This is a genomic window from Fluctibacter corallii, from assembly GCF_025751585.1.
Classification (GTDB): Bacteria; Pseudomonadota; Gammaproteobacteria; order Enterobacterales; family Alteromonadaceae; genus Fluctibacter_A; species Fluctibacter_A corallii.
Genome location: NZ_JAOWKX010000002.1, coordinates 214459 through 239918, shown reverse-complemented (window position 1 = coordinate 239918; position 25460 = coordinate 214459). Strand labels below are relative to the sequence as shown.

The following is a 25460-nucleotide window of genomic DNA, read 5'->3' as shown; positions in this document are numbered from 1 at the left end:
ATGCAGCGCACAAAAATCACCACAGATAAACGCAGCTTTTTAGAGCGTATTCATATAGACGGTCCACTGCTTGTCGGATTATTGGTATTGATGGCTGTGGGATTGGTCACTATTTACTCTGCTGGAGGCCAAGATATCGACCTCATTCACCGCCAGCTTGTGCGCTTAGGGGTTGCTGTAACGGTTATGTTTGCGATTGCTCAGGTACCCGTTCTCGCTTTCAAACGAATTTCACCCTACTTCTATGTTATTGGCATATTGATGCTGCTTGGCGTGCTATTTTTTGGCGTTATGGGTGGCGGCGCCAAACGCTGGCTCGATCTAGGGTTATTTCGCTTTCAGCCTTCAGAGATTATGAAACTCGCCGTGCCAATGATGGTGGCAGGATTTATTTCTCAACATAATTTACCCCCCAAAACACAGCATATTTTTATTGGTTTTATTCTGGTTGCCGTACCCACGCTATTGATTGCAAAACAACCTGATTTAGGTACCTCATTACTGATCGCTTCTTCAGGACTCTTTGTTTTATTTTTGGCCGGCATGCGCTGGAAGCTCATCATGATGATAGGGTTACTCGGGTCGGCATTTACCCCCATCATGTGGTTCTTTCTTATGAAGGAATACCAAAAACAGCGGGTACTCACGTTTCTAAACCCCGAGAGCGATCCACTAGGCTCTGGATACCATATCATACAATCTAAAATTGCCATTGGTTCTGGGGGATTAGAGGGCAAAGGATGGTTACAGGGAACGCAGTCGCAACTGGAATTTTTGCCTGAACGACATACTGACTTTATTTTTGCCGTATTCAGTGAAGAATTCGGCCTGTTAGGCGTAGTTACTCTGCTGGCAATATATGCATTCATTGTGATGCGGGGCATCATTATTGCCATGCGCGCACAAGAAGCGTATGCGAAGTTATTAGCAGGCAGCATCACCCTAACCTTTTTTGTTTATGTTTTCGTTAATATGGGAATGGTTTCAGGCATTTTGCCCGTTGTTGGTGTGCCGCTGCCGCTTGTGAGTTACGGTGGCACCTCTATGGTGACATTGTTGGCAGGATTTGGCATGCTAATGTCAATCAGTACTCAAAAGCGGCTACTTTCCCGAGAATAAAAGCCGTTTCTAACTTATTCAGGTGCGCTAATGCTTGTAAAATCTAGGGCGATATTTGCGTCTTTATTTGTGTCTTTTTCTACACTGTCCTCGGCAAATGCAATGGCTGCCCCTCTTTCTACAGAGGTAGTAGCGTTTGTTGATGAAATGGTCAGCAAACACAACGTCTCACGTGAACGTCTTATTTCAACGCTTGAAAAAGCCAATAAGAATGAGGATGTTCTTTCAGCTATTGCAAGACCATGGGAGGCCAAACCTTGGTATCAATACCGTCCTATTTTTATTACCGATGCGCGTATTGAAAAGGGACTAACCTTTTGGAAAGAGCATCAACCTTTACTGACCGAGATTGAAAAGAAAACCGGCGTCGATGCGGCGATTATTGTTGCTATTATTGGCGTTGAAACCTATTACGGCAAATTTAAAGGAAAATACTCGGTACTTGACGCACTCTATTCACTTGCGTTTCATTATCCCCCCCGAAGTAAGTTTTTTCGATCTGAGCTAGCCCAATTATTCTTATTGACCGAAGAAGAAGATTTATCCATTTTCGAGTTAAAAGGATCCTATGCGGGCGCGATGGGCTGGGGCCAGTTTATTTCTTCCAGTTACCGTCATTATGCCGTTGATCATAACGGTGATGGTAAGCGGGATCTCTTAAACTCACCAGAGGATGCCATTGCCAGTGTCGCAAACTATTTTGTAGAACATGGTTGGCAAGCTAACGCGCCAGTGGCATTTCCTGTCACAGCATTACCCGATGATCCAGCGCCATTATTACGCGATAATCTAAAATACAATCAGCAGTGGAAAGAGTTAAAAGCTAACGGAGTTGATGTTATCGCGCCTTATGCCATCGATGAAAATACCCCCGTAAAACTGTTCAAGTTCGAGCACAAATCTCACGAGGCGTATTGGCTAGGTCTTAAAAACTTTTATGTCATCACACGGTACAACCATAGCCCACTTTATGCCATGGCTGTGTATCAGTTAAGCGAAAAAATCAAAGCAAAAATGCAGTGAGCTAAGTCATCATGAAAGCAGTGTTGATAGTCTGTTTGGTATTATTTTTAACAGCGTGTGTCAGCTCAGGCCGTTACTCGCAGAGGGTCGACTCAAAACCTACACGTATCAGTAAAGACATTGACTTTACTGATGTTCAACCCGCATACGAACCCTATTATCAAGCAAGCTTGCGGCCCTATAAAGTGCTGGGCAAAGTCTATACACCAATGCTGTCAGGTAAAGGGTATTCGGCAACTGGAACGGCGTCTTGGTATGGTCAAAAGTTTCATGGCCACCTTACTGCAAATGGTGAAGTCTATGACATGTTCAAATTGTCAGCAGCACACACTACCTTACCTTTACCATCTGTCGTGCGCGTCACCAATTTAGAAAATGGCAAACAAGCTGTCGTTCGAGTCAATGACAGAGGGCCCTTTCACCATTCACGGATCATTGATTTATCTTACGCTGCAGCCATGAAACTAGGCATGCTCAGTACAGGAACAGCAAAGGTCAAAGTGGATATCATGCATGTTGATGAAACGGGGCAACTCACTGTCGGCAATCAGCCCGCTATCGCCCCACCATTAGCCTTACCAGACGATACCCACGAAGTGTCTGTACAATCGAATACTAACAAGTCTCTATATATTCAAGTCGCGGCATTATCGGATGCTAACAAAATTAAACAAATGGCACGCGGCATTGCGTCTTTATACCAAGTCCCCACATTAGTGCCTAAAGATGGCAACCTATTCCGTCTTCGACTGGGGCCATTCGCAGATGCAACGCACGCTGAATCTATCCTTTCAGAATTGAGAGACAATGGGTACGAAAACGCCTACAGCCTATATGAATAATGGCCTATTAAACTATTGTGACAACAGTAGGAATCTGCCGAGTTTTCATCGCAGATTCCTCCCCGTTAATCGATAGTTTCACCTTAAAGCACTTGTGTTTTCATCTCCCACCCCCACATTGAACGCTGTTTGATAAAACTTTCCTCGTGAAATTCTGTCCAACCAAGGTGATGAAGTTACCTAAGCGACGGTTTTTTGCGCGTTTTTGGTATACTTATCGAAGCAAACGCCGAGTAAAAATGCTATATTACGCGGCGTTTTTGAGAAAAATAATTACACAAATAAATGGTAGGGTAATGCAAAGAATTAAAACGTTACTTATTGCGCTAACTGCAACAGTCACCTCTACAGTGGCTTTTTCCTCTTCAGCAGCGGTTGTTATTCCTCCTCCACCGTCAGTGGCAGCAAAAGGTTTCATGCTCATCGACTACAACACGGGTAAGGTCATCGCTGAGCAAAATGCAGATATTCAGCTCGCTCCGGCTAGTTTAACCAAAATGATGACGAGCTATGTAATTGGCCAAGAAATTGAAATGGGCAATATCAAAGAAGAAGATATGGTAACCATTTCTGAAAATGCATGGGCGAAAAAGTTTCCTGACTCTTCAAAAATGTTTATTGAAGTAGGTAAGCAAGTGTCTGTGGCTGATTTGAATCGCGGTATTATTATTCAGTCAGGCAACGATGCCTGCGTTGCAATGGCCGAGCATATCGCTGGCAGTGAAGACGCATTTGCCAGCATGATGAATGAACACGCAGCATCATTGGGAATGACCTCAACCAATTTTGTTAACAGCCATGGTCTACATGACGCTGACCATTACACCACGCCTCGTGACATGGCGACACTGGCCATTGCTTTGATACGCGATGTGCCAGCCGAATATGATATCTACAAAGAGAAAGAGTTCACTTACAACAATATTAAGCAATACAACCGCAACAGTCTTTTGTGGGACAAAAGCCTAAATGTAGACGGTATCAAAACTGGGCATACGTCAGATGCCGGATACAGCTTAGTGTCGTCTGCCACACAAGGTGACATGCGTTTAATTGCTGTAGTGATGGGTGCAGATAGCGAGCGCGCGCGTAAAATAGAAAATAAAAAGCTGCTTAAATACGGTTTCCGTTTTTATGAGACAGTTACGCCATATAAAGCGGGTGATAGCTTTGTTGCACACAGAATTTTTATGGGTGACAAAGACACGGTTGAACTAGGTATCAATCAAGACACGCACCTAACCATTCCACGTGGTCAAGTTAAGAACTTGGAAGCGAATTTTGAGCTAGATAAAAAGCTAGAAGCACCTCTGGCAAAAGGTGAAGTGGTAGGTAAATTGTACCTACAACTTGACGGAGAAGACATTGCAGAATATCCGTTAGTCACTTTGCAAGAAGTGAGCGAAGGCGGGTTCTTTGACCGTGTTGTAGACTTTATGAAGCTACAGCTGGGTTTTGAGAGCTAATTAAGTAATTGTGTTATCGAGAGAGAGTTAATGGATACACGTTTTGACGAACTATTAGAATTTCCTTGTTTTCAAACGTTTAAGGTGATGGGTGTGGCTGATGAGAGCCTACCAGATCAAATTGTAAGCTGTTTACAGGAACACGCACCTGGCGATTACAACCCTACAGTGAAGCCAAGTTCGAAAGGAAATTATCACTCTGTCTCAATCAGCGTCAAAGTGACCAGTAAAGAGCATATGGAGCTTATTTACACTGAGTTAGCTAAAATCGAACTTGTACGATACGTGCTATAGATTCGACGTTTTGACCACTTCAAATACACTTATTATCAGGCAACTGGGTCGGCAGAGTTATATGCCGATCTGGAAAGCCATGCAGGCCTACACAGATACTCGACAAGCGTCCAACCCTGACGAAATCTGGCTTGTCGAACATGATCCTGTGTTCACGCAAGGCCAAGCAGGTAAAGAAGAGCACCTTTTGATGCCGGGAGACATTCCCGTAGTTCAGGTAGATAGAGGTGGACAAGTCACGTATCATGGCCCAGGCCAGCAGATGCTGTATATTCTTTTGAACATGAAACGCAGAAAAATCGGCGTCAGACAATTGGTCACGGCGCTAGAATCTTGTGTTGTGAATGTGCTAAAAGAGTACGACATAGAGGCATATCCCAAAGCCGATGCACCTGGCGTTTACGTTGACGAAAAGAAAATCTGCTCTGTTGGTTTAAGGATCCGTAGAGGGTGCTCATTCCATGGTCTTGCACTCAATGTGAATATGGATTTATCACCGTTTTTGCGGATTAATCCATGTGGCTATCAAGGGCTCGAAATGGTCGACTGCGCTACGCTGAGTGGACCAACCAGTTTAAATGAAGCAGGTATTAAACTAGTCGACCATCTATGCCTGTTACTTGGCATTACTGTGAAAGAATTTAGAGAAGGTTTCGATGACTAAGGCACGTACTCAAGCCGGCGTGAAGCTGCGCGACGAAGATAAAGTTCGACACATTCCCGTTACCATCATTCCCACTGAAAAAGAGGAAATGTTGCGTAAACCTGAGTGGATTAAAATCAAGCTGCCACGCACAACGGATAAAATTGAGCACATCAAACAAACGCTGCGCAAAAATAAATTACATTCAGTATGTGAAGAAGCCAGCTGCCCTAACCTGGCTGAGTGCTTTAACCATGGCACAGCAACATTCATGATACTGGGCGATGTATGTACAAGACGTTGCCCTTTCTGTGACGTTGCCCATGGTAAACCGCTGCCTCCTAGCGCAGAAGAACCAGAGAAGCTGGCTAAAACCATCGCAGAAATGAAGCTTAAGTACGTGGTTATTACCTCTGTGGATCGCGACGACTTGCGCGATGGCGGAGCACAGCACTTTGTCGACTGCATTAACGCAATACGTGAACACAGCCCTTCAACAAAAATTGAAGTTCTGGTTCCCGATTTCCGTGGCCGTATGGACAGAGCACTAGACATTTTCAAGCAAGGTGCGCCTGACGTATTCAACCATAACCTTGAAACTATCCCTCGATTGTATAGAGAGTGCCGCCCAGGAGCGAACTACAAATGGTCGTTGGAGTTGTTGCGCAAATTCAAAGAGCAGCACCCTGATATTCCAACCAAATCAGGATTAATGATGGGAATGGGCGAAGAAAACGAAGAAATCGCCGAAGTATTAAAAGACTTACGTGCCCATAATGTAGACATGTTGACGCTGGGTCAATACTTACAACCCAGTAAGCATCACTACCCTGTTAAACGCTATGTGCACCCTTCAGAATTTGACGCCTTGGGCGAAACAGCAAAAAGTCTCGGTTTCACCCATGCCGCTTGTGGCCCAATGGTAAGATCCAGTTACCATGCCGATAAACAAGCCGCAGGCGAAGAAGTAAAATAATTAAAAATCCCAGCTTTTGCTGGGATTTTTGTGTTGAGCATTGGCTTTTACTTTGGTCAAGATAGCGTCGTTTTATTTGTAAGTAGTACTCATCGTACCGCTCATTCAACCAGATTGACCGTTATCTTGCTTTGTACTCTACGCCCGCTTGAAGGCCACATTTATGTGAATCCGTGTTTTTAAACGTAACCGGTATGGTTTGCCCACATGGCATCTGATTATAATGGGGCGGTAAATTTGGCCCACATTGCTGCACGTCGAAGTGTAAGTGCGGTCCGCCACTTTGCCCCGTATTACCACTTAATCCGATAACATCTCCCGCATTGACGTTGTCGCCTTCGTTAACGAGTGCGCCATTGTGAGTAAGATGGAAGTATCTCGCGACAGTTCCGTCATCGTGTTGAATGAAAATATAGTTTTCTTCGAGATCTCGGTTGTTTCCGTCTTCAAACTTTTCTCGGACACTTACCACCTTACCATTTCTTGCCGCAAGCACCTTTGTGCCAATCGGCATTTCAAAATCAATGGCATAGGTTCCCACGCCATTGTTGGCGCGACGATAATGCTCTGTCGCAGCGTAAACGGTATAGCTTGTATCTGCCTCGTAGGGCAATATATATAATGATTCTTCCTCAGAGGGGAACACGTCACAATCGATTGTTGGCTTGGCGCATGCACTCAAGGATACAGACAAACATAGAGCGAAAACATACTGTTTTTTCATAGATTTTTTCCTTCAAAGACGATAAGTCGTCAACCATGTAGGAAAGGTTTAAATTCCTTATAGCCGCAATAGGAAAAAATGGTTCTGCCCGATGTAAATACAAAAACGCCTTACGAATTCGCAAGGCGTTTTTTAGCTTTATGCTGTTGGGTAAAAAAGGCGAGTACCCATTAAAAATGACTGTTAGGCTTCACTCGCTTCACGTGTAGCGCCTTTCGCATCACCTTCACAGTCAAACACTAATTTATCGTCTTTCAAGCTTATTTTCACGCTACCGCCATTAATTAGTTTGCCGAATAGTAGTTCGTTTGCTAGCTCTTTCTTCACCTGCTCTTGAATGACTCTTGCCATTGGACGTGCGCCCATTGCTTTGTCGTAGCCTTTGTCCGCAAGCCAAGCACGTGCATCATTACTCAGTTCAAGCGAGACACCTTTCTTATCGAGTTGTACCTGAAGTTCGATAATAAATTTATCAACCACTTGCAGGATCACGTCAGTATCAAGGTGGTTAAACCAAATAATACCATCTAACCGGTTTCTGAATTCCGGTGTGAACACCTTGTTAATTTCAGATAAGGCATCGTGACTATGGTCTTGTTGCTTAAAACCTATAGACTTACGAATCGTCTCTTGAACACCTGCGTTTGTTGTCATCACCAACACGACATTTCGGAAGTCGACTTTTCTGCCGTTGTTGTCTGTTAACGTGCCATGATCCATGACCTGCAACAAAATATTGTAAATGTCGCTATGGGCTTTCTCGATCTCATCCAATAAAACAACTGAATACGGATGCTTTATCACAGCATCTGTAAGCAAGCCGCCCTGATCGAATCCCACGTATCCCGGAGGCGCACCAATTAGGCGACTGACCGCATGGCGCTCCATGTATTCAGACATATCGAAACGGATTAATTCCACTCCCATAATTTTCGCTAATTGCTGTGTAACCTCGGTTTTACCCACGCCAGTTGGGCCGGCAAACATGAAATTTCCGATCGGTTTGGTTTCGTTGCCAAGACCCGAACGCGACAATCGAATGGCATCTGCCAACGTGTCAATTGCATCATCTTGCCCAAACACCACCATCTTAAGATCGCGATTTAGATTCTTGAGCACTTCTTTATCTGATGCTGATACGGATTTCTCAGGAATACGCGCAATCTTTGAGATAATGTGCTCAATATCGCCTACGCCAATCGTTTTCTTCCGTTTGGATTCAGGTAGCAAACGTTGACTGGCTCCAGCCTCATCAATTACATCAATAGCCTTATCGGGAAGATGCCTTTCGCTGATATATTTAGCTGACAGCTCTGCTGCTGCCCTAAGCGCCTTTTGAGTAAAACGAATACTATGGTGTTCCTCATAACGGGATTTTAGCCCCATTAAAATCTTAGTGGTATCATCCACCGACGGCTCAAGTACATCGACTTTTTGGAATCGACGCGCTAGGGCGCGATCTTTCTCAAAAATCCCCTGATATTCCTGATACGTTGTTGAACCAATACACCGTAACTCCCCGCTACTCAGTTTTGGCTTGAGTAAATTAGACGCATCCATCACGCCTCCCGATGCAGCGCCTGCACCGATGATGGTATGAATTTCGTCAATGAAAAGAATCGCATGAGGATCTTTACTTAGCTCTTTGAGAATACCTTTCAAGCGCTTTTCAAAATCGCCACGGTATTTAGTGCCTGCAAGTAAGCCACCCAAATCTAACGAATATACCGTTGCATCAGCAATCACCTCAGGCACCTGCTCGCTCACAATCTTATAGGCTAATCCTTCTGCAATCGCAGTTTTCCCCACTCCAGCTTCGCCCACCAGCAATGGGTTATTCTTGCGTCTGCGACACAAAATCTGAATAGTGCGCTCTAGTTCCAAATCTCGACCAATCAGAGGATCGATTTTTCCCTCTTTTGCCACAGCATTAAGATTCGTAGAATACTTTGCTAATACTGAGGCGCTCTCTTCCGTTTCACCGCCCTCTTCGTCTGATTCAATGTGGCTGGCTTCATCATCTTCATTCTTGGTTACGCCGTGGGAAATGAAGTTCACTACATCTAAGCGAGTGACATCGGCTTTCTTAAGGATGTAAACCGCTTGCGATTCTTGCTCGCTAAAAATCGCCACAAGCACATTTGCGCCGGTGACTTCATCTTTGCCAGAAGATTGTACGTGAAATACGGCACGTTGCAGTACACGCTGAAACCCGAGTGTTGGTTGAGTTTCTCTTTCATTGGCCTGCTCTTCCATAATGAGTGGCGTGGTGTCTTTAACGAACGCGAGGAGCTCGGCTTTAATAGTGTCAATGTTCGCGCCACAGGCCTTCAATGCTTCTTTAGCGGAAGCATTGTCGAGCAACGCCAACAGCAGATGCTCAACCGTCATAAATTCATGGCGGTGCTCTCTGGCAAATATAAACGCCTCATTGAGGGTTTGCTCTAAATCTTTATTCAACATACGCGAACCTCTGCCTGTTATGCCTGTTCCATCGAACACATCAATGGGTGTTGATGCTTTTTGGCATATTGATTTACTTGCATCACTTTTGTCTCTGCAATTTCAGCGGTATAAATGCCACATACAGCCTTGCCTCGGTAATGAACCGTCAACATGAGCTGATTCGCCTTTTCTGCATCCATATTGAAAAAGCGCATTAACACTTCTACAACGAAATCCATTGGGGTGTAATCATCATTATTGAGTAATACTTTGTACATAGATGGAGGCTGAATTTTTTGTTTCAAATCCTCCAGCTGCTTTTGATGATCGATACTAATTGTGTTTTCTTTACTCATACAAAAATAATAGTGCCGTTGTAGTAAAAAACGATTAATTTTTTACAATTTGTATAAATATGCAAATTTGCCTTGACATAGCATGTCTAAAATATCTACATTTTGTATTATGACATTTAGCTAGTACAGTAATTGTCATCTGTCCTACGAAGTATTGTGGGGACAATGAAGTGTGAGTTCAAGGGAAAAGAGGAAGCAGATGTATGGCTGTTGGTAAAGTCAAATGGTTTAACAACGCTAAAGGGTTCGGTTTTATTATCCCTGACGACGGTGGTGAAGATATCTTCGCTCATTATTCTACCATTCAAATGGAAGGATACCGTTCGTTGAAGGCCGGTCAGGAAGTGACATTCGATGTGCAACAAGGTCCGAAAGGACTTCATGCAGAAAACATCGATATCAGCAATGAAGCTGAAAGATGATATAAAAGATAATTCGTTATCTTAATTCCGAACTTAAAAGCAGACCTTTTGGTCTGCTTTTTTTGTTCTAGTTCCGTCGAAAAAATTTACACTCGTTACAGAATATTTCTAGTTTTAATTGGTAACCATTTTTTACCTTATTGAATTATAGTCAGTTTTAATGTCGATTTTTTTTACACTTATATTTCACTCAAGCCTCCTTTAAATTGTCAGCTTTTTTAACACTCTTTATTTTTTCTTCATTATAAACTTAACGTTTTAGGTAATTTAGTGTCTGTACTCATTCCAACTAATCTTAATATTTATTGCTGCGCCCAGAAGCAGCGTGAGCGATTTTTAAATCGAAACATATAGAAAGATTGCCCGAGAACAGAATAACCGCTCAGAATCGCATCAGAGATGCCTGAGCGGAATATGACTTTCAGTCAATCGACGCTTGAAGAACGGTATTATCAGGTAGAAAAGAAATCTTGATGAATAAAGACAGCGAGAAAGTCATAACCAGAATCAAAAACGCCCAGCAATAGCTGGGCGCAAATCAATCAATACCGTCTTTAGCGAGCGGCATTTAGCGCTGCATTCAAGGTATCGCTTGGACACATTGCCTTTGATACTTTTTCAACTTCTGGCATGTAGTAGCCGCCAATATCGATCGGTTGTGACTGTGTCGCATCGATCTCAGCCAAAATTTTAGCTTCATTATCAGCCAATGATTTAAACAATGGCGCGAATTTGTCTGCCAACGCTTTATCTTCGCTTTGTGCTGCCAATGCTTCAGCCCAGTACATCGCCAAATAAAAATGACTACCACGGTTGTCTAATTCACCCGCTTTACGCAGAGGCGACTTACGATTATTCAGCAACTTCTCGGTTGCTTGGTCCAATGCGACTGACAACACCTTCGCTTTTTTATTGTCTTGCTTAATCGCGAGATCTTCGAAAGATACTGCCAATGCGAGGAATTCACCCAACGAATCCCAACGTAAATGTCCTTCTTCTACAAACTGTTGCACGTGCTTAGGTGCTGAACCACCTGCGCCAGTTTCAAACAGGCCACCGCCCGCCATCAGAGGCACAATAGACAACATCTTAGCACTCGTTCCAAGTTCTAAAATAGGGAACAAGTCGGTCAGATAATCACGAAGTACGTTACCCGTTACCGAAATGGTATCCAATCCACGAATCGCACGCTCCATTGAGTAGCGAATCGCACGAACAGGCGACATAATTTGGATATCTAAGCCAGATGTATCGTGATCTTGAAGGTATTTGTTCACTTTTTCGATAAGCTGTCTGTCGTGCGCTCGCTCATCATCTAACCAAAATACCGCTGGCATACCAGATTGACGAGAGCGCGTAACCGCAAGCTTCACCCAATCTTGAACTGGCGCGTCTTTCGTCTGACACATACGCCAGATATCACCTTCTTCAACGTTGTGCTCAATCAGTACATTTTCATCCTGATCGATAATGCGCATCACGCCATCACCCGTCATTTCGAACGTTTTATCGTGTGAACCGTATTCTTCTGCTTTTTGCGCCATTAGACCAACATTTGGCACAGTGCCCATCGTTGTTGGATCAAATGCACCATGGGTTTTACAGAAGTTAATCACTTCTTGGTAAATGGTTGCGTACGTACTCTCTGGAATCACAGCTTTCGTGTCGTGAAGCTTTCCATCTGGTCCCCACATCTGACCTGAGCTACGAATCATCGCTGGCATTGACGCGTCAACGATAACATCAGACGGAACGTGCAGGTTAGAAATCCCTTTATCAGAGTTCACCATCGCAATGGGTGGGCGATCTTGATAAACCGCATTGATATCCTTTTGAATCTCAGCACGTTGCGACTCTGGCAATTGCTGAATCTTGTCGTAAACACTGCCCAAGCCATTATTTGGATTTACACCAAGCTCTTCGAACAAGTCTCCGTACTTGTCGAACAATTCTTTATAGAATACTTTCACGCAGTGACCGAATACGATTGGGTGAGACACTTTCATCATCGTGGCTTTTACGTGAAGCGAAAACAGCACACCTGTGTTTTTCGCATCTTCAATTTGCTCTTCGAAGAACTTACATAACGCGTTCTTGCTCATGAACATGCCGTCAATCACTTCGCCAGCAAGCAGGTCAACACGCGGTTTCAGTACTTTTTTGTTACCTTGCTTATCTTCAAATTCAATTCTTACATGACCGTCTTTTGCCACTGTGACAGACTTTTCACCCGAGTAAAAGTCACCGCCTCGCATGTGTGCAACGTGAGATCGAGAGGCTTGACTCCACTCTCCCATTGAATGCGGGTGTTTCTTTGCGTAGTTCTTTACTGCTGTTGGCGCACGACGGTCAGAGTTGCCTTCGCGTAGCACTGGGTTTACCGCACTTCCTAGCACCTTGCCATATCGAGCTTTAATTTCTTTCTCTTCATCAGACTTTGGCTCTTCAGGATATTCAGGGACGTTGAATCCTTTTGCATTCAATTCTTTGATCGCCGCCTTTAATTGCGGAATAGACGCACTGATATTCGGTAGCTTGATGATGTTGGTATCTGGATTTTGGGTCAACTCCCCTAATTCCATTAACGCGTCACCAATGCGCTGTTCCTCAGTTAGATGCTCAGGGAAATTTGCCAAAATTCTACCTGCCAAAGAGATATCGCTAAGTTCTACGTCGATATCTGCCGCAGAAGCAAACGTTTTAATGATGGGTAGAAGTGAATATGTAGCCAAAGCGGGAGCTTCGTCTGTTTTCGTATAGATAATCTTTGACTTAGATGTAGTCATTGTATACCTCGAGTTTTTTGGCAATTTACAGCCTGATTATTCTGTATCTAATTCTTTGTATTTGCGCACCGTGTTTACTACGGGAAAGCAAAAATAGGATACTCAACATGTGTCGTTGAAAATTTTTAGCTATTCAGTATAGGCTAGCTCTGTACAACAACTATCTGGTCGTACTTGTTGACTGAGCATCGCATTGTTGTTTAGTCGGCTAAAAAAACGATGAGCATGATATATGGGCATTAATGCTAAGTACAAGTCTCGCTTGCATAATTACCGTCACTTATCAGAAAATAGACGCAGCACTCGCGTTGTAAAATGTACAGCTTAATTGACATGAAACCCATATGGCTGTTGAACATCAACACCACGCTACTTTTAACTCGACCTTGTGAAAACAAATGCAATGAAACCCAATGCGGATAAAAAACGTGGTTCACCAACTACTCAGGCCAGAAAATCGGCAGCCAAGCGACCGAGCGCGCAAACACATCGCATGAGCAGTCGCCACACTAAGCGCTCTACAAACGCGCCTACGCGCATTGTTTTATTTAATAAACCCTATGACGTGCTAACGCAGTTTACCGATCAGGAAGGGCGAGAAACATTAAAATCTTACATTCCGATTAAAGACATATACGCTGCAGGCAGATTAGACAGGGACAGTGAAGGCTTATTAGTGTTAACAAACGACGGTAAGTTGCAACACAGGTTGGCGGATCCCAAAAATAAAACCAGCAAAACCTATTGGGTTCAGGTTGAAGGTGACATCAGCGACGAAGCCATAATAGCACTTCGTAATGGCGTCGAGCTCAAAGACGGAATGACTGCACCAGCGCAAGTGGAACGTATTAACGAACCCTCGCTGTGGCCACGCAATCCGCCCGTTAGATTCAGAAAAAATATTCCAACCTCTTGGTTAAGCATGACAATTACGGAAGGTAGAAATCGGCAGGTACGTCGTATGACAGCACATGTTGGTTTCCCTACTCTTCGCTTGGTTCGCTATCGAATTGGTAATTGGACTATTGATGGGATCCCGAATGGTCAGTACGTGGATATTTCTGCACCGAGCAAAAAAATCTAATTACTGTTTTTCACGCTTTCCAATTCGAACACGCGCAAGGATGCGAAGAAAACAGTTTAAAGATGATTTAAAGGCTTGACTCTGGTAGACTTCGCCCCCAATTTTATAAGCCTTCTAACTTACATTTTAGAACTCATTTACAGGTAGATATGTCCGACTTCGAAAATGCGAAAGCAAATGCAGATACAAAAGTTATCGTAGGTATGTCTGGCGGCGTTGATTCGTCAGTATCCGCTTACCTTCTTCAACAACAAGGCTATCAGGTTGAAGGCCTTTTCATGAAAAACTGGGAAGAAGACGATAACGATGAGTATTGTGCCGCTGCGGAAGATCTCGCTGACGCACAGGCTGTCGCTGACAAGTTAGGCATGACCCTACACACCATTAACTTTGCTGCAGAATATTGGGACAATGTATTCGAGTATTTCTTAGAGGAATACAAAGCAGGCCGCACGCCTAACCCTGATATTATGTGTAACAAGGAAATAAAGTTTAAGGCGTTTTTAGAATTTGCTGCCGAGGATCTCGGTGCAGATTACATTGCCACAGGCCATTATGTGCGCAGAGCATACCGCAATGGTGAGTGGAAGATGCTACGTGGCCTTGATGGTAATAAAGACCAAAGCTATTTCCTATATACACTCGGTAAAGAGCATGTTGCTAAAACCTTATTTCCTGTAGGTGAGTTAGAAAAACCTGAAGTGCGTCGTATCGCTGAAGAACAAAATCTCATTACTCACGATAAGAAAGACAGTACGGGTATCTGTTTTATTGGTGAACGGAAGTTTAAAGACTTTTTGTCACGTTACCTTCCAGCTCAACCCGGTGAAATTGAAACTGCTGAAGGTGAAGTTATCGGTCAACACGAAGGCCTTATGTACCATACATTAGGCCAACGAAAAGGCTTGCACATTGGTGGCATGCGCGATTTTGGCGATGAACCATGGTATGTCGTCGATAAAGACGTCGCTAGAAATGTGCTAATCGTCGGACAAGGCGCTGACCACCCGAGATTGTATTCAAAAGGGTTGGTAGCCAACCAGCTTCATTGGGTAAGCAGAACGCCTTTAACATCGCCTCTCAGATGCGCAGTGAAAACCCGTTATCGCCAGCATGACATTGCATGCGAGCTAGTTCCCATTAATGACGATAGCGTTGAAGTGCGTTTTGATGAACCACAAAAAGCCGTTACACCGGGCCAATCCGCTGTGTTCTATCTTAACGATGAATGCTTAGGAGGCGGTATCATAGAGAGTTATATTCGTTAATTATGTATAGTCAAGAACAGGAAAAGGTTGTCGCTCTTGCGGGGGTTTGTCAGGCTGCTGCTTTGGTACAGCATATCGCTCGTACAGGTGGAGCAGAAGATCAGGATTTCGAAGCGAGTATTAATAGTATTATTGTCACCGATCCTGACAACACCGTCAGTGTGTTTGGTGGAATTTCTGGTATCCAGTTAGGTCTCAAAACATTAATTTCGCAACTAGATAATTCCCAAAATAATAAAAATGCTGAGATTACGCGTTACATTGCCAGCATTCTTGGTCTGGAACGTAAACTTTCGGGAAACCGAAACGTCATGAATGAGCTTGGCGAGCGCATAAATCAGATAAAGCGCCAAACTCAACATCTGGATCTATTTGACCATCAAATGATTAATAATCTTGCCAGTGTGTACGGCGATGTTATCAGTCCCGCTGGGCCAAAAATTCAGGTAGCGGGTAATCCTGCCCACCTAAAGCAAATGGCGAATCAACACAAAGTTAGAGCATTGTTGCTTGCAGGTGTGAGAGCTGCCGTTCTATGGCGACAATTAGGTGGAAAACGAAGACATATTTTATTTACGCGAAGAAAGATTCTATCCACAGCGCAAGCCTTGCTGCGCTAAAATAACAATGTGCATTAGGAGCCAAGCATGCAATTATCCGCATTAACTGCGATCTCACCAGTTGACGGACGTTACGGCAGTAAAACCTCAGAGTTGAAAGGCATTTTCAGCGAATTTGGGTTATTGAAATATCGCGTACAGGTTGAAGTACGCTGGTTGCAAAAGTTGGCGAACACCGCAGAGATTCAAGAAGTTCCCGCATTCGATAACAATGCGAACGCACTGCTTGATCACATCGTCGAAAGCTTCAGTGAAGAAGATGCCGCGCGTATTAAAGACATTGAACGCACCACCAATCACGACGTGAAAGCCGTTGAGTATTTTCTAAAAGAAAAAGTTCAAAGTAATGTACAGCTTCATGCCGTAAGCGAATTTATTCATTTTGCATGTACCTCAGAAGATATCAACAACTTGTCTCACGGCCTTATGCTTCTGAATGCGCGTAACGACGTAATCCTGCCTTATTGCGACAAACTTATCAGTGAGCTTGGTCGATTAGCACAAGACTATAAAACAGTTCCCATGATGGCGCGTACACATGGTCAGCCTGCTTCACCCACTACCATGGGAAAAGAGATGGCCAATGTGATGATTCGACTCAAGCGTCAGCGTGAGCAAATCGCAAACGTTGAATTGTTGGGTAAAATCAATGGCGCAGTGGGCAACTATAATGCGCATTTATCAGCCTACCCGGATGTTGACTGGCACCAATTTTCTGAAACCTTTGTGACCAGTTTAGGGTTAACATGGAATCCCTACACAACGCAGATTGAGCCCCACGATTACATTGCTGAATTATTTGATGCCATTGCACGATTCAATACCATTTTGATTGATTTTGACCGTGACGTGTGGGGTTATATCGCGTTAGGCCACTTTAAACAAAAAACAATTGCTGGCGAAATTGGCTCTTCTACTATGCCTCACAAAGTTAACCCTATCGACTTTGAAAATTCAGAAGGCAATTTAGGTATCGCAAATGCATTGTTTAATCATCTTGCTGCTAAACTCCCTATTTCACGTTGGCAGCGTGATTTAACTGATTCAACGGTGCTGCGCAACTTAGGCGTGGGCATCGGCTATTCTGTCATAGCTTATCAGGCAACATTGAAAGGCATCAGTAAGCTTCAAGTAAATGAACAAAGCTTGCTAGATGAACTAAACGACAATTGGGAATTGCTGGCAGAGCCGATTCAAACGGTAATGCGTCGCTACGGCATTGAAAAGCCGTATGAAAAATTGAAAGAGCTCACTCGCGGCAAAAAAGTCAATCAGGACATTATTGCTGAATTTATCGACCAACTCGCGTTACCCGATTCAGCTAAGGCACAACTTAAAGCAATGACACCAGCCAATTATATTGGTCGAGCCATTGCTTTTGTTGATGAGATTAACTAACCAAGCTGAATTTACCGTCATCTGCACGCTCTCATGCTAGGAGAGTGTGCATTTTCGCAACCCATTGAATTTACACTATTTTAACGTCTCTAACTTTAACGCATGTAAGCGTATTTTTCTCCGGTTAATTATCTAACCCACCGATTCGTGCTAAATGTAAACAAATATGAATTACGTGCTATTGAGCGTAAAAAAGCCCCTTATAAACGTAAGTGATTAGCGCCGATGTCATTCATCGCATAGCATCCAACCATATCCATCTGCTGGCTCCCGGCCAATATGAGAGACAAGGAATGAACTTAACTCGCGCTTCGATTAAAAATCCAGCGGCGATTGTTGTTATTGCGATATTGTTGCTGCTATTTGGCATCATCTCGCTGTTTAAACTCCCGATACAACTGACGCCCGATATTGAGCAACCACAAATTTCTATTGGAACGGGCTGGCGCGCAGCGGCTCCTGAAGAAATTGAATCGGTGATCATTGAGCCCATCGAAAATGTAGTCAAAAATACGCGTGGCGTGACAGACGTCACCACCACGATCAATCGTGGTTTTGGTAACATCACGCTGACATTTGATGTGGGCACCGACATGCAACAAGCAATGCTTGATGTGCTTAATAACCTAAATCAAGCACCGCCTCTGCCTCTTGATGCTTTCGAACCTTCTGTATCTGCTGGCGGCGGACGTGGAGGCCCCAACGCAGCGTCACTTTTAGTGCGTCCCATTCCAGGTAGTGATTTAGATTCACTCGAAAACCACCAGAAACTTATCGAAGATGTCATTGAGCCTCGCTTGGCACGTATTCAAGGTGTTGGCCGAGTTAATCTCAATAGTCAGCGCCCTAGGGAACTTAGAATTACCTTCGATCCCTATCGTGCCGCTGCTCTTGGCATCACCATGGGTCAGATTGCAAACACGGTATCAAGGGCAACCGATGTATCAGGTGGTTTCGCTAACGTAGGGCGACGCCAATATACCGTTAGATTTGCAGGTCAATACGATGTATCAAACCTTCAGGACATGATCATTGCATACAGCGGTGAGCGTCCTGTGTACTTACGCGACATTGCGACTGTTGAAGATACACTGGTAGACCGCTTTGGATTTACGCTCAGAAATGGTGCTCCTGCCTACTACATCACTCTGACCAGAGCAAACGATGCAAACACTGTAGCTTTGTTAGATGACGTAAACCGAGCCATAAAAGAATTAAACGAAGGGCCACTGGCAGATGCTGGCCTCATGCTAGATTTGAGCTTTGATTCTTCAGTTCATATCCGAAACGCACTGACCTTAGTTAAAAGTAACCTTGGTTTAGGCGTTATGCTTGCACTTGCCATTTTGTGGTTCTTTTTGCGCGGTCTAAAAGCCACTCTCATTATCGGCATGACTATTCCGCTTTCGGTCATGGTGGCATTTCTGGCACTTAGCGTACTAGACCGAAGTTTAAACGTGATTTCTTTGGCAGGCTTAGCCTTTGCTGTCGGCTTGGTACTTGATGCTGCCATCATCGTACAAGAAAACATAGTAAGACTTAGGAGCGAAGGGGTAGATAATCGAAAAGCCGTATTAAAAGGTGCTGGTCAAGTCACAGGTGCGCTATTTGCGTCAACAGCTACAAGCGTCGCGATATTTTTGCCTATTCTTTTTATGGAAGGCATCGAAGGCCAATTGTTTTCAGATTTGGCGTTAACCCTGAGTGTAGCCGTAGTGGCATCGATGGTGACAGCAATTACTATTCTGCCCGTCGCCAGTTATGTTGTACTCAAACATGTTCCAAACACTGATCCATTTTCAACATATTGGTTTAGGTTAACCGCCTTTATATCAAAGCTTACTAGCACACCAACACGCCGTGTGGGTTGGATAGCAGGCTTACTGACCGCATCCTTTGCTATTACTTGGTTATTACTGCCAAGAACAGATTTTATGCCCCGCGCACCCACTGATGGTTTCTTCTTTTCATTAAATTTACCGCCTGGCGGTAATATTCATTTTCTTGATGAAGAATTAGCCCAACGCGTTAAGTCTCGCATCGAACCTTACCTCAGTGGCGAGAAACAGCCGAAAATCAAAAGTTATAACTTCTACAGTTATGGGCCGGGTTCAACAGGTGGATTCATCTATTCCGACGATCCTACTCGCGTTGAGGAACTCATGGATGTTGCACGAAATGATTTCCTTGCGGGGTTACCCGATACACAAGTGTTCTTGTTCCGAGGCTCAATGATCAATGTAAGTGGTAACAACGGACGTTCTGTTAACTTAAATATTCAGGGGCCAGACATGAACGTGTTGATGGCCGCAGCCAAAAAAGGCATCGCAGCAGTTCAAGAACACATGCCCAATACCTCGGCACAACCATCGCCAGCACTGGATATGGCTGAGCCTGAAATTCAACTTAGGCCAGATGATCGTCGTATTGCACAAGCCGGTTTAACACGGTTAGACGTCGCTAATGCTGTTCGCGCATTTACAGGAGGCATGTTCATCACAGAGTACTTCGATGGTAATGACCGAATGAATGTGATTCTACGTGCTGATGCATGGCAGTCTCCTGAACAGCTGGGTGCTACCCCAATTCACACACCATTAGCAGGCATTCAACCCCTAAGTGAACTCACCGAAGTAGTAAGAACGGTTGGACCAACGCAACTACGACGAATTGATGGGCAACGAACGGTCAGCCTGATTGTCAGACCGCCAGAAACCATGTCGCTAGAGGAAGCCATGGAGCATCTTGATGCGCATGTGATCCCTGTAATTCAACAGGAACTCACCGGCCAATCCAGTATCAATGTGGCTGGCAATGCAAATAAAATGAACGATGCCATTACAGATATGATCACCAATTTTATGTTAGCCGTTGTCATACTCTTTTTACTGATGACCGCTTTGTTCAAGTCAGCCAAAGACAGTCTGCTCGTACTCACGGTAATGCCTCTTGCCCTTGGAGGTGGTGTGCTAGCGCTTTGGGTACTCAACCTATTTACTTTCCAGTCGCTTGATTTGCTGACCATGATTGGTTTTATTATTTTGCTCGGGCTTGTGGTTAACAATGCCATTTTATTAGTGGACCAAACCCGTGTTGCTGAACGAGAAGGGTTGCATCGAAGCGATGCTGTTGCCCAAGCGGTGCGACTGCGTGCCAGACCCGTTTATATGAGCACCCTCACCTCTTTATTTGGCATGTTGCCCCTGATGATCGTGCCGGGTGTTGGCGCCGAAATATATCGAGGCCTCGCCACAGTCATTGTTGGAGGAATGGGCATCAGCGCACTGTTTACGTTGGTTTACCTGCCCGCATGGCTTCGCATGGGAGAAAATAAGAAATCCTTGCAACACGTAGCTGGCATACCAGACCCCGCACTGGCAACCGCGAGCCCAGCATCTTCACAAAACGTTGTAAATTTAACCAAGTAATAGGACGAATCACGTGAAAAAAACAACCCTATTTCAGAGCTTATTCCTGTCAGGATTGCTCATGCTTAGTGCCAGCACTGTGGCTCAGCAAGCTGGTGTTGATTCACGTCCCGTAGAAGTACAGGAAGTGAAGCAAACACTCTTTTCGCCCACTGTGGATATTGTGGGTACGGTTTATAGTCGACATAATGTAAAACTTACAGCAGGCGTCAATGGACGTATTGATTATGTGGCCGAGCCTGGCAGCATCGTGCATAAAGGCGATGCGGTAGCCCGAATTGATCCGTTGCCGCTCACTCTGCAAAAAGCTGAGCAGCAAGCGGAAATCAAGCGCGCACAAATAAACATACGCTATCTAGAGCGCGAAGTTAATCGGCTCACGGCGCTGCGCCAAACCAATGCCGCCTCTGCGTTTCAGCTTGACCAAACCCAATCACAATTTGAACTCGCCAAAGCCGATTATGACATTGCCACCCTAAGGCTAAAGCAAATTGACGACCAATTGACTCGAACTACGGTTGTCGCGCCCTTTACCGGTGTGGTCACCGAGCGCTTGAGAGAAGCGGGAGCAGACGTTAACCGCAGTGAGATTCTGGTAAACTTTCTAGACACAGAAAACCTTGAAGCACGAATGTTTGTGCCCGTTAAGTACATTCCATTTATCCGTCACCACAATACGATTCTTGTTACCAGCGATCTAGGGCAAGTGAATGCGACGGTCAAAGCGATTATTCCTGCCGCCGATACGCGTTCACAGTCTTTTGAATTACGCGTGTCATTGCCTGTAGAAGCAAATAGTACGTGGACAGCCGGACAGTTAGTCAGAGCCAGCCTTCCCGTACAAGCACCACAAGAGCAGCTCACAGTCCATCGAGACGCATTAATTCTTCGCCAAGATGGCACGTATGTGATCATTATTGACAGCGAGAACAAAGCTCACCGTCTAAAAGTCACTGTAGGTGAAGGAATGGGCGAATACGTAAGCATCACTGACACAACACTTCAGGTCGGTGATCGCGTCGCAACACGAGGAGCCGAGCGGTTACAAGAAGGGCAAACTGTCACGATTGCTAACCAAGTGTAACCATAGGCCACCCTTTCCAGAGGCGGAGTGTCGCCTCTGGGTATCGGCACTCTTGATCACCTGCTACGCGTAATTGCTTCGCGCCTACTTTACGCAAGGCATTGATTTTCAGAACGCAGTATTGTGCTAACGATTTCTTGCTCCCACTTTTCTCGCTCAATCTCATCACTATTGGTTGATAACGGATTCATAAAGCCATGGTGAGCGTCGACGCATTCACTATACATACCTTGCTGAGTAAATTGCGCCTTTAGCGCATGTTCATCAAAATGAGATTCACGAGCTAACACAATACGCATTGTTACATCTCGCCCAATGCTAAATGTTCTGATTAGCTCAGGATAATGACGAAGTTGCCCAGGATAAAACAGCGTGATGCTTTTCAACATGGACATAGCGTTAGGCTGTTTTCGAGTATGCTGATATTGGTGAGATTGAGTCAAGGCAAGAAATGCACTACTCGCCCCTGCACTAAAACCAATAACATGAGAAATTCGCTTTTTTGCCACTTTGTCTTGTAAACGCCCAATATAGCTATCGATTCCTCCCACATGCTTAAAATGGGTATAAGCAGCCGCCTCTTCTGTGAAAGAGATCGCGCTATCGTAAGGAGAAACATATTCTACCTGTTGACGTGTTTGTTTATATAACCAACTGATAAACCTGTGAAATGACGATGTTGCGCCAAAAATATCACTGCATACCAGAATGCACCTGTCATTGAATGGCAAAGTTAAGTTTTTTTTCATTACTGAAAACTATACATATTACGTGCTTGTTGCATTTCGATTGTGCGATGTTTCCAATCACACAGTTCACTATTTTACATAATGTCACGTAAAATTTTGCGGTGATATATGTAAACACGTCTGCAAAGCCAACGCTTGCAGACGTTTACATTGTTAAGCCCATAAAAAGTTACAGGAGTGCGGGTTTAGGCCAACATGCCGCCATCGACAATAACACTTGCGCCCGTCGTGTAGCTAGACGCATCTGAAACCAAATACAATACGGTACCCGCCATTTCATCTGGGTCGGCAACCCGTCCCAACGGAATGACTTTTAGGGCCTTATTGAGTATGGCTTCATTTTGAGTTAACGCTGAAGCAAACTTGGTGTCAGTTAACCCTGGCAGAAGAGCATTAACGCGTATATTTAATGGGCCGCATTCTTTAGCAAAGGCTTTGGTCATACTAATCACTGCCGCTTTCGTCACTGAGTATATGCCTTGCATATCGCCGGGCGTTACCCCATTCACAGACGCCGTATTTAAAATCACACCACCGCCATTGTCTTTCATTAGCTTTCCAGCTTCGACCGACATGAAGAAATAGCCGCGAATATTTACATCAACGGTTTTCTGGTAAGCAGCGAGATCGGTATCAAGAATGTGACCAAAAAACGGATTGGCGGCAGCATTGTTCACTAATATATCCAAGCGTCCATGTTGAGCTCGGATGGTCTCAAATGTGTGTTGAATTTGCTCCATTTCTCCCACATGGCAAGCTAGCGCTTCAGCGCTTCCACCGCTGTCTCGAATACTGCTTGCAACTGCTTCACACCCTTCTACTTTTCGGCTAGACACTATCACATGAGCGCCATACTGTGCCAATAAACGTGCAATCGACTCGCCAATACCGCGGCTTGCACCCGTGACTAATGCAATTTTGCCACTTAAATCAAAAAGATTGTTGTTCATAACTCTTCCAACTGGCTTACGCCGTTAAACCGCCGTCTAGCACCACAGAGTGACCCGTCATAAAACTCGACTCATCTGTGCACAACCAAGCTATCGCGCCAGACACTTCATGGGGTTCCCCCAACCGCTTAAAGGCATTGGCACGAATAATTTGCTGCTGATTTTTTTCCGGTAACCGAGACAACGTGCGAGTCACCATCGGCGTATTCACAAAACTAGGGCACACCGCATTGATACGAATATTCGCTTTAGCGTACTCCAATGCTGTGGACTTCGTTAGCCCGATTACCGCATGCTTTGACGCACAATAGGCAGAAATCATTGGCGACCCTTTGATCCCCGCAACCGATGCTAAATTAATAATATGGCCTTGCTGACGCGGCAACATATTGGCAAGTAACGCTTTCATACATAACCATACCCCTTTTACATTCACTGCATAGTTAATATCTAATGCCTCATCGGGTAATTCATGCATAGCGGCTGGAAAATGGTCGATACCCGCGTTATTTAAGCCGACATCGATATCTCCATAACGCTCAATAGCGCCTTGGTAGAAGGTCGTTACAGACTCTGAATTGGTGACATCAAGTGGGATAAAAGCAGCCTCAGCGCCCATCGCAACAATATGCGAAGCGAGTTTTTCCCCTGCTTCTGCATTTAGGTCGCCAATCACCACCTTTGCTCCGCGCTCTGCCACTAACTGCGCAGTGTCAGCGCCAATGCCTGACGCGCCTCCCGTGATAACAATATGTTTGTCTTGTAATGGTAAGTGCATGACTATGAATCCACTTTCAACACTAGTTTGCCAAAGTTTTCTCCTTCAAACAGCATCATGAGTGTTTCAGGAAATGTCTCTAACCCTTCTACAACATGTTCTTTCGCTTTCAATTTACCTTGCGCTATCCAACCCGCCATCTCTTGGGCAGCTTTACCGTAATGTTTAGCATTATCAAATACGACGATGCCTTCCATACGCGCTCGGTTTACGAGTAATGACAAATAGTTGGAAGGCCCTTTTACTTCTGTTGTGTTGTTATATTGACTAATTGCACCACAAATAACGATACGGGCGCGTAAATTAATGCGTGTTAATACGTCATCTAAAATATCTCCACCAACATTGTCAAAGTACACATCCACACCGTCTGGACAGGTTGATTTTAGGCCATCTTTTACGCTTTCATTTTTGTAATCTATTGCAGCATCAAAGCCTAATTCGTTAATCAGGTAATCACACTTTTCTTTACCGCCCGCAATACCTACTACGCGACACCCTTTGATTTTTGCGATTTGTCCCACGACAGAACCCACAGCCCCCGCCGCGCCAGATACAACAACCGTCTCCCCGTCTTTGGGCTGACCCGTTTCCAGCAGGCCAAAATACGCTGTCATGCCAGGCATGCCAAGTACGCCTAAATAGCGAGGCAGTGGCGCAAGATCTGGGTCAACTTTATGAAGGCCTTGCGTAGAGATTTTTGCCACCGCTTGCACACCTAATTGGCCGTATACATAGTCTCCCGCACTGAAGTTTGGATCTGTCGATTCAATCACTTTGCCCACACCACCTGCGCGCATAACTTCACCAATTTGAACCGGCTCGATGTAAGACTTTCCTTCATTCATCCATCCGCGCATGGCTGGATCCAATGAAATGTACTCAACGTTAACAAGTACTTCGTTATCTCCCAATCCTTCAACTTCAGTTTCAGCATACTCCCAGTTTTCACGAGTGGGTTTACCGACTGGGCGAGAAGCAAGAAGATATTGTCTGTTTTTCATC

Annotated in this window: 22 protein-coding genes; 14 read left to right on the top strand and 8 right to left on the bottom strand. The window is 44.6% G+C overall.

What is annotated here, in order from left to right; all coding sequences use genetic code 11:
- The 7 genes from rodA to lipA all read left to right on the top strand — a co-directional run bounded on the left by rodA (position 1) and on the right by lipA (position 6363).
- A complete protein-coding gene (gene rodA, locus OE749_RS04600; RefSeq protein ID WP_263711184.1) occupies positions 1-1119 on the top strand; it encodes a rod shape-determining protein RodA in 1119 nt (372 codons plus the stop codon).
- A gap of 30 nt (positions 1120-1149) precedes the next feature.
- Entirely contained in the window at positions 1150-2142 is a 993-nt protein-coding gene (mltB, locus tag OE749_RS04595; protein WP_263711183.1) for a lytic murein transglycosylase B, read from the top strand.
- A gap of 11 nt (positions 2143-2153) precedes the next feature.
- Complete coding sequence (locus OE749_RS04590; RefSeq protein WP_263711182.1) at positions 2154-2984, top strand: septal ring lytic transglycosylase RlpA family protein; 831 nt, start codon at positions 2154-2156, stop codon at positions 2982-2984.
- A gap of 296 nt (positions 2985-3280) precedes the next feature.
- Entirely contained in the window at positions 3281-4450 is a 1170-nt protein-coding gene (locus OE749_RS04585; RefSeq protein WP_263711181.1) for a serine hydrolase, read from the top strand.
- A 30-nt stretch (positions 4451-4480) separates the two neighbouring features.
- Positions 4481-4744: a DUF493 family protein YbeD gene (gene ybeD / locus OE749_RS04580; RefSeq protein ID WP_263711180.1), complete on the top strand. Its 264-nt coding sequence runs from the start codon at positions 4481-4483 to the stop codon at positions 4742-4744.
- A 10-nt stretch (positions 4745-4754) separates the two neighbouring features.
- A complete protein-coding gene (lipB, locus tag OE749_RS04575; protein WP_263711179.1) occupies positions 4755-5408 on the top strand; it encodes a lipoyl(octanoyl) transferase LipB in 654 nt (217 codons plus the stop codon).
- Positions 5401-6363: a lipoyl synthase gene (gene lipA, locus OE749_RS04570; protein WP_263711178.1), complete on the top strand. Its 963-nt coding sequence runs from the start codon at positions 5401-5403 to the stop codon at positions 6361-6363. Before lipB ends, lipA begins: the two co-directional genes overlap by 8 nt.
- Positions 6364-6484: 121 nt before the next feature.
- Here the strand turns inward: lipA and OE749_RS04565 are convergent, their stop codons facing one another.
- The 3 genes from OE749_RS04565 to clpS all read right to left on the bottom strand — a co-directional run bounded on the left by OE749_RS04565 (position 6485) and on the right by clpS (position 9888).
- Entirely contained in the window at positions 6485-7087 is a 603-nt protein-coding gene (locus OE749_RS04565) for a M23 family metallopeptidase (protein ID WP_263711177.1), read from the bottom strand.
- Between the two features lie 183 nt (positions 7088-7270).
- Positions 7271-9550, bottom strand: a complete 2280-nt coding sequence (gene clpA, locus OE749_RS04560; protein ID WP_263711176.1) for an ATP-dependent Clp protease ATP-binding subunit ClpA — start codon at positions 9548-9550, stop codon at positions 7271-7273.
- Positions 9551-9567: 17 nt separating this feature from the next.
- On the bottom strand, positions 9568-9888 hold the full coding sequence (gene clpS / locus OE749_RS04555; RefSeq protein WP_263711175.1) for an ATP-dependent Clp protease adapter ClpS: 321 nt from the start codon (positions 9886-9888) through the stop codon (positions 9568-9570).
- 203 nt (positions 9889-10091) lie between these two features.
- On the opposite strand from clpS, the gene cspD reads away from it, so the two are divergent.
- On the top strand, positions 10092-10310 hold the full coding sequence (cspD, locus tag OE749_RS04550; protein ID WP_263711174.1) for a cold shock domain-containing protein CspD: 219 nt from the start codon (positions 10092-10094) through the stop codon (positions 10308-10310).
- 554 nt (positions 10311-10864) lie between these two features.
- Here the strand turns inward: cspD and OE749_RS04545 are convergent.
- The gene (locus OE749_RS04545; RefSeq protein ID WP_263711173.1) at positions 10865-13096 is read right to left on the bottom strand and encodes an NADP-dependent isocitrate dehydrogenase; all 2232 of its coding nucleotides are present in this window, start codon (positions 13094-13096) and stop codon (positions 10865-10867) included.
- 493 nt (positions 13097-13589) lie between these two features.
- On the opposite strand from OE749_RS04545, the gene OE749_RS04540 reads away from it, so the two are divergent.
- From OE749_RS04540 to OE749_RS04515, 6 genes are all read left to right on the top strand, one after another.
- Entirely contained in the window at positions 13590-14180 is a 591-nt protein-coding gene (locus OE749_RS04540) for an rRNA large subunit pseudouridine synthase E (RefSeq protein WP_263711502.1), read from the top strand.
- Positions 14181-14329: 149 nt separating this feature from the next.
- Positions 14330-15448, top strand: a complete 1119-nt coding sequence (mnmA, locus tag OE749_RS04535) for a tRNA 2-thiouridine(34) synthase MnmA (protein WP_263711172.1) — start codon at positions 14330-14332, stop codon at positions 15446-15448.
- Between the two features lie 2 nt (positions 15449-15450).
- A complete protein-coding gene (gene hflD, locus OE749_RS04530) occupies positions 15451-16068 on the top strand; it encodes a high frequency lysogenization protein HflD (RefSeq protein ID WP_263711171.1) in 618 nt (205 codons plus the stop codon).
- A gap of 27 nt (positions 16069-16095) precedes the next feature.
- A complete protein-coding gene (gene purB / locus OE749_RS04525; protein WP_263711170.1) occupies positions 16096-17466 on the top strand; it encodes an adenylosuccinate lyase in 1371 nt (456 codons plus the stop codon).
- A gap of 293 nt (positions 17467-17759) precedes the next feature.
- The gene (locus tag OE749_RS04520; protein WP_263711169.1) at positions 17760-20894 is read left to right on the top strand and encodes an efflux RND transporter permease subunit; all 3135 of its coding nucleotides are present in this window, start codon (positions 17760-17762) and stop codon (positions 20892-20894) included.
- A 13-nt stretch (positions 20895-20907) separates the two neighbouring features.
- Entirely contained in the window at positions 20908-21978 is a 1071-nt protein-coding gene (locus OE749_RS04515; protein ID WP_263711168.1) for an efflux RND transporter periplasmic adaptor subunit, read from the top strand.
- Between the two features lie 89 nt (positions 21979-22067).
- Here OE749_RS04515 and OE749_RS04510 read toward each other — a convergent pair whose 3' ends face one another.
- The 4 genes from OE749_RS04510 to OE749_RS04495 all read right to left on the bottom strand — a co-directional run bounded on the left by OE749_RS04510 (position 22068) and on the right by OE749_RS04495 (position 25459).
- Complete coding sequence (locus OE749_RS04510) at positions 22068-22727, bottom strand: hypothetical protein (RefSeq protein WP_263711167.1); 660 nt, start codon at positions 22725-22727, stop codon at positions 22068-22070.
- Between the two features lie 185 nt (positions 22728-22912).
- Positions 22913-23677, bottom strand: coding sequence for an SDR family oxidoreductase (locus tag OE749_RS04505; RefSeq protein ID WP_263711166.1), 765 nt, complete (start codon positions 23675-23677; stop codon positions 22913-22915).
- Between the two features lie 16 nt (positions 23678-23693).
- Positions 23694-24455 (bottom strand): SDR family NAD(P)-dependent oxidoreductase, encoded by a 762-nt coding sequence (locus OE749_RS04500; RefSeq protein ID WP_263711165.1) that lies wholly within the window; start codon positions 24453-24455, stop codon positions 23694-23696.
- A gap of 2 nt (positions 24456-24457) precedes the next feature.
- On the bottom strand, positions 24458-25459 hold the full coding sequence (locus OE749_RS04495; protein ID WP_263711164.1) for an NADP-dependent oxidoreductase: 1002 nt from the start codon (positions 25457-25459) through the stop codon (positions 24458-24460).
- Between the last annotated feature and the right edge of the window lies 1 nt (position 25460).

What these genes read in the sequence shown, in the direction of transcription:
- rodA (WP_263711184.1), top strand. Translation starts at nt 1, where the DNA reads ATGCAGCGCACAAAAATCACCACAGATAAACGCAGCTTTTTAGAGCGT.
- mltB (WP_263711183.1), top strand. Translation starts at nt 1,150, where the DNA reads ATGCTTGTAAAATCTAGGGCGATATTTGCGTCTTTATTTGTGTCTTTT.
- OE749_RS04590 (WP_263711182.1), top strand. Translation starts at nt 2,154, where the DNA reads ATGAAAGCAGTGTTGATAGTCTGTTTGGTATTATTTTTAACAGCGTGT.
- OE749_RS04585 (WP_263711181.1), top strand. Translation starts at nt 3,281, where the DNA reads ATGCAAAGAATTAAAACGTTACTTATTGCGCTAACTGCAACAGTCACC.
- ybeD (WP_263711180.1), top strand. Translation starts at nt 4,481, where the DNA reads ATGGATACACGTTTTGACGAACTATTAGAATTTCCTTGTTTTCAAACG.
- lipA (WP_263711178.1), top strand. Translation starts at nt 5,401, where the DNA reads ATGACTAAGGCACGTACTCAAGCCGGCGTGAAGCTGCGCGACGAAGAT.
- OE749_RS04565 (WP_263711177.1), bottom strand. Translation starts at nt 7,087, where the DNA reads ATGAAAAAACAGTATGTTTTCGCTCTATGTTTGTCTGTATCCTTGAGT.
- clpA (WP_263711176.1), bottom strand. Translation starts at nt 9,550, where the DNA reads ATGTTGAATAAAGATTTAGAGCAAACCCTCAATGAGGCGTTTATATTT.
- clpS (WP_263711175.1), bottom strand. Translation starts at nt 9,888, where the DNA reads ATGAGTAAAGAAAACACAATTAGTATCGATCATCAAAAGCAGCTGGAG.
- cspD (WP_263711174.1), top strand. Translation starts at nt 10,092, where the DNA reads ATGGCTGTTGGTAAAGTCAAATGGTTTAACAACGCTAAAGGGTTCGGT.
- OE749_RS04545 (WP_263711173.1), bottom strand. Translation starts at nt 13,096, where the DNA reads ATGACTACATCTAAGTCAAAGATTATCTATACGAAAACAGACGAAGCT.
- OE749_RS04540 (WP_263711502.1), top strand. Translation starts at nt 13,590, where the DNA reads ATGAGCAGTCGCCACACTAAGCGCTCTACAAACGCGCCTACGCGCATT.
- mnmA (WP_263711172.1), top strand. Translation starts at nt 14,330, where the DNA reads ATGTCCGACTTCGAAAATGCGAAAGCAAATGCAGATACAAAAGTTATC.
- hflD (WP_263711171.1), top strand. Translation starts at nt 15,451, where the DNA reads ATGTATAGTCAAGAACAGGAAAAGGTTGTCGCTCTTGCGGGGGTTTGT.
- purB (WP_263711170.1), top strand. Translation starts at nt 16,096, where the DNA reads ATGCAATTATCCGCATTAACTGCGATCTCACCAGTTGACGGACGTTAC.
- OE749_RS04520 (WP_263711169.1), top strand. Translation starts at nt 17,760, where the DNA reads ATGAACTTAACTCGCGCTTCGATTAAAAATCCAGCGGCGATTGTTGTT.
- OE749_RS04510 (WP_263711167.1), bottom strand. Translation starts at nt 22,727, where the DNA reads ATGAAAAAAAACTTAACTTTGCCATTCAATGACAGGTGCATTCTGGTA.
- OE749_RS04505 (WP_263711166.1), bottom strand. Translation starts at nt 23,677, where the DNA reads ATGAACAACAATCTTTTTGATTTAAGTGGCAAAATTGCATTAGTCACG.
- OE749_RS04500 (WP_263711165.1), bottom strand. Translation starts at nt 24,455, where the DNA reads ATGCACTTACCATTACAAGACAAACATATTGTTATCACGGGAGGCGCG.
- OE749_RS04495 (WP_263711164.1), bottom strand. Translation starts at nt 25,459, where the DNA reads ATGAAAAACAGACAATATCTTCTTGCTTCTCGCCCAGTCGGTAAACCC.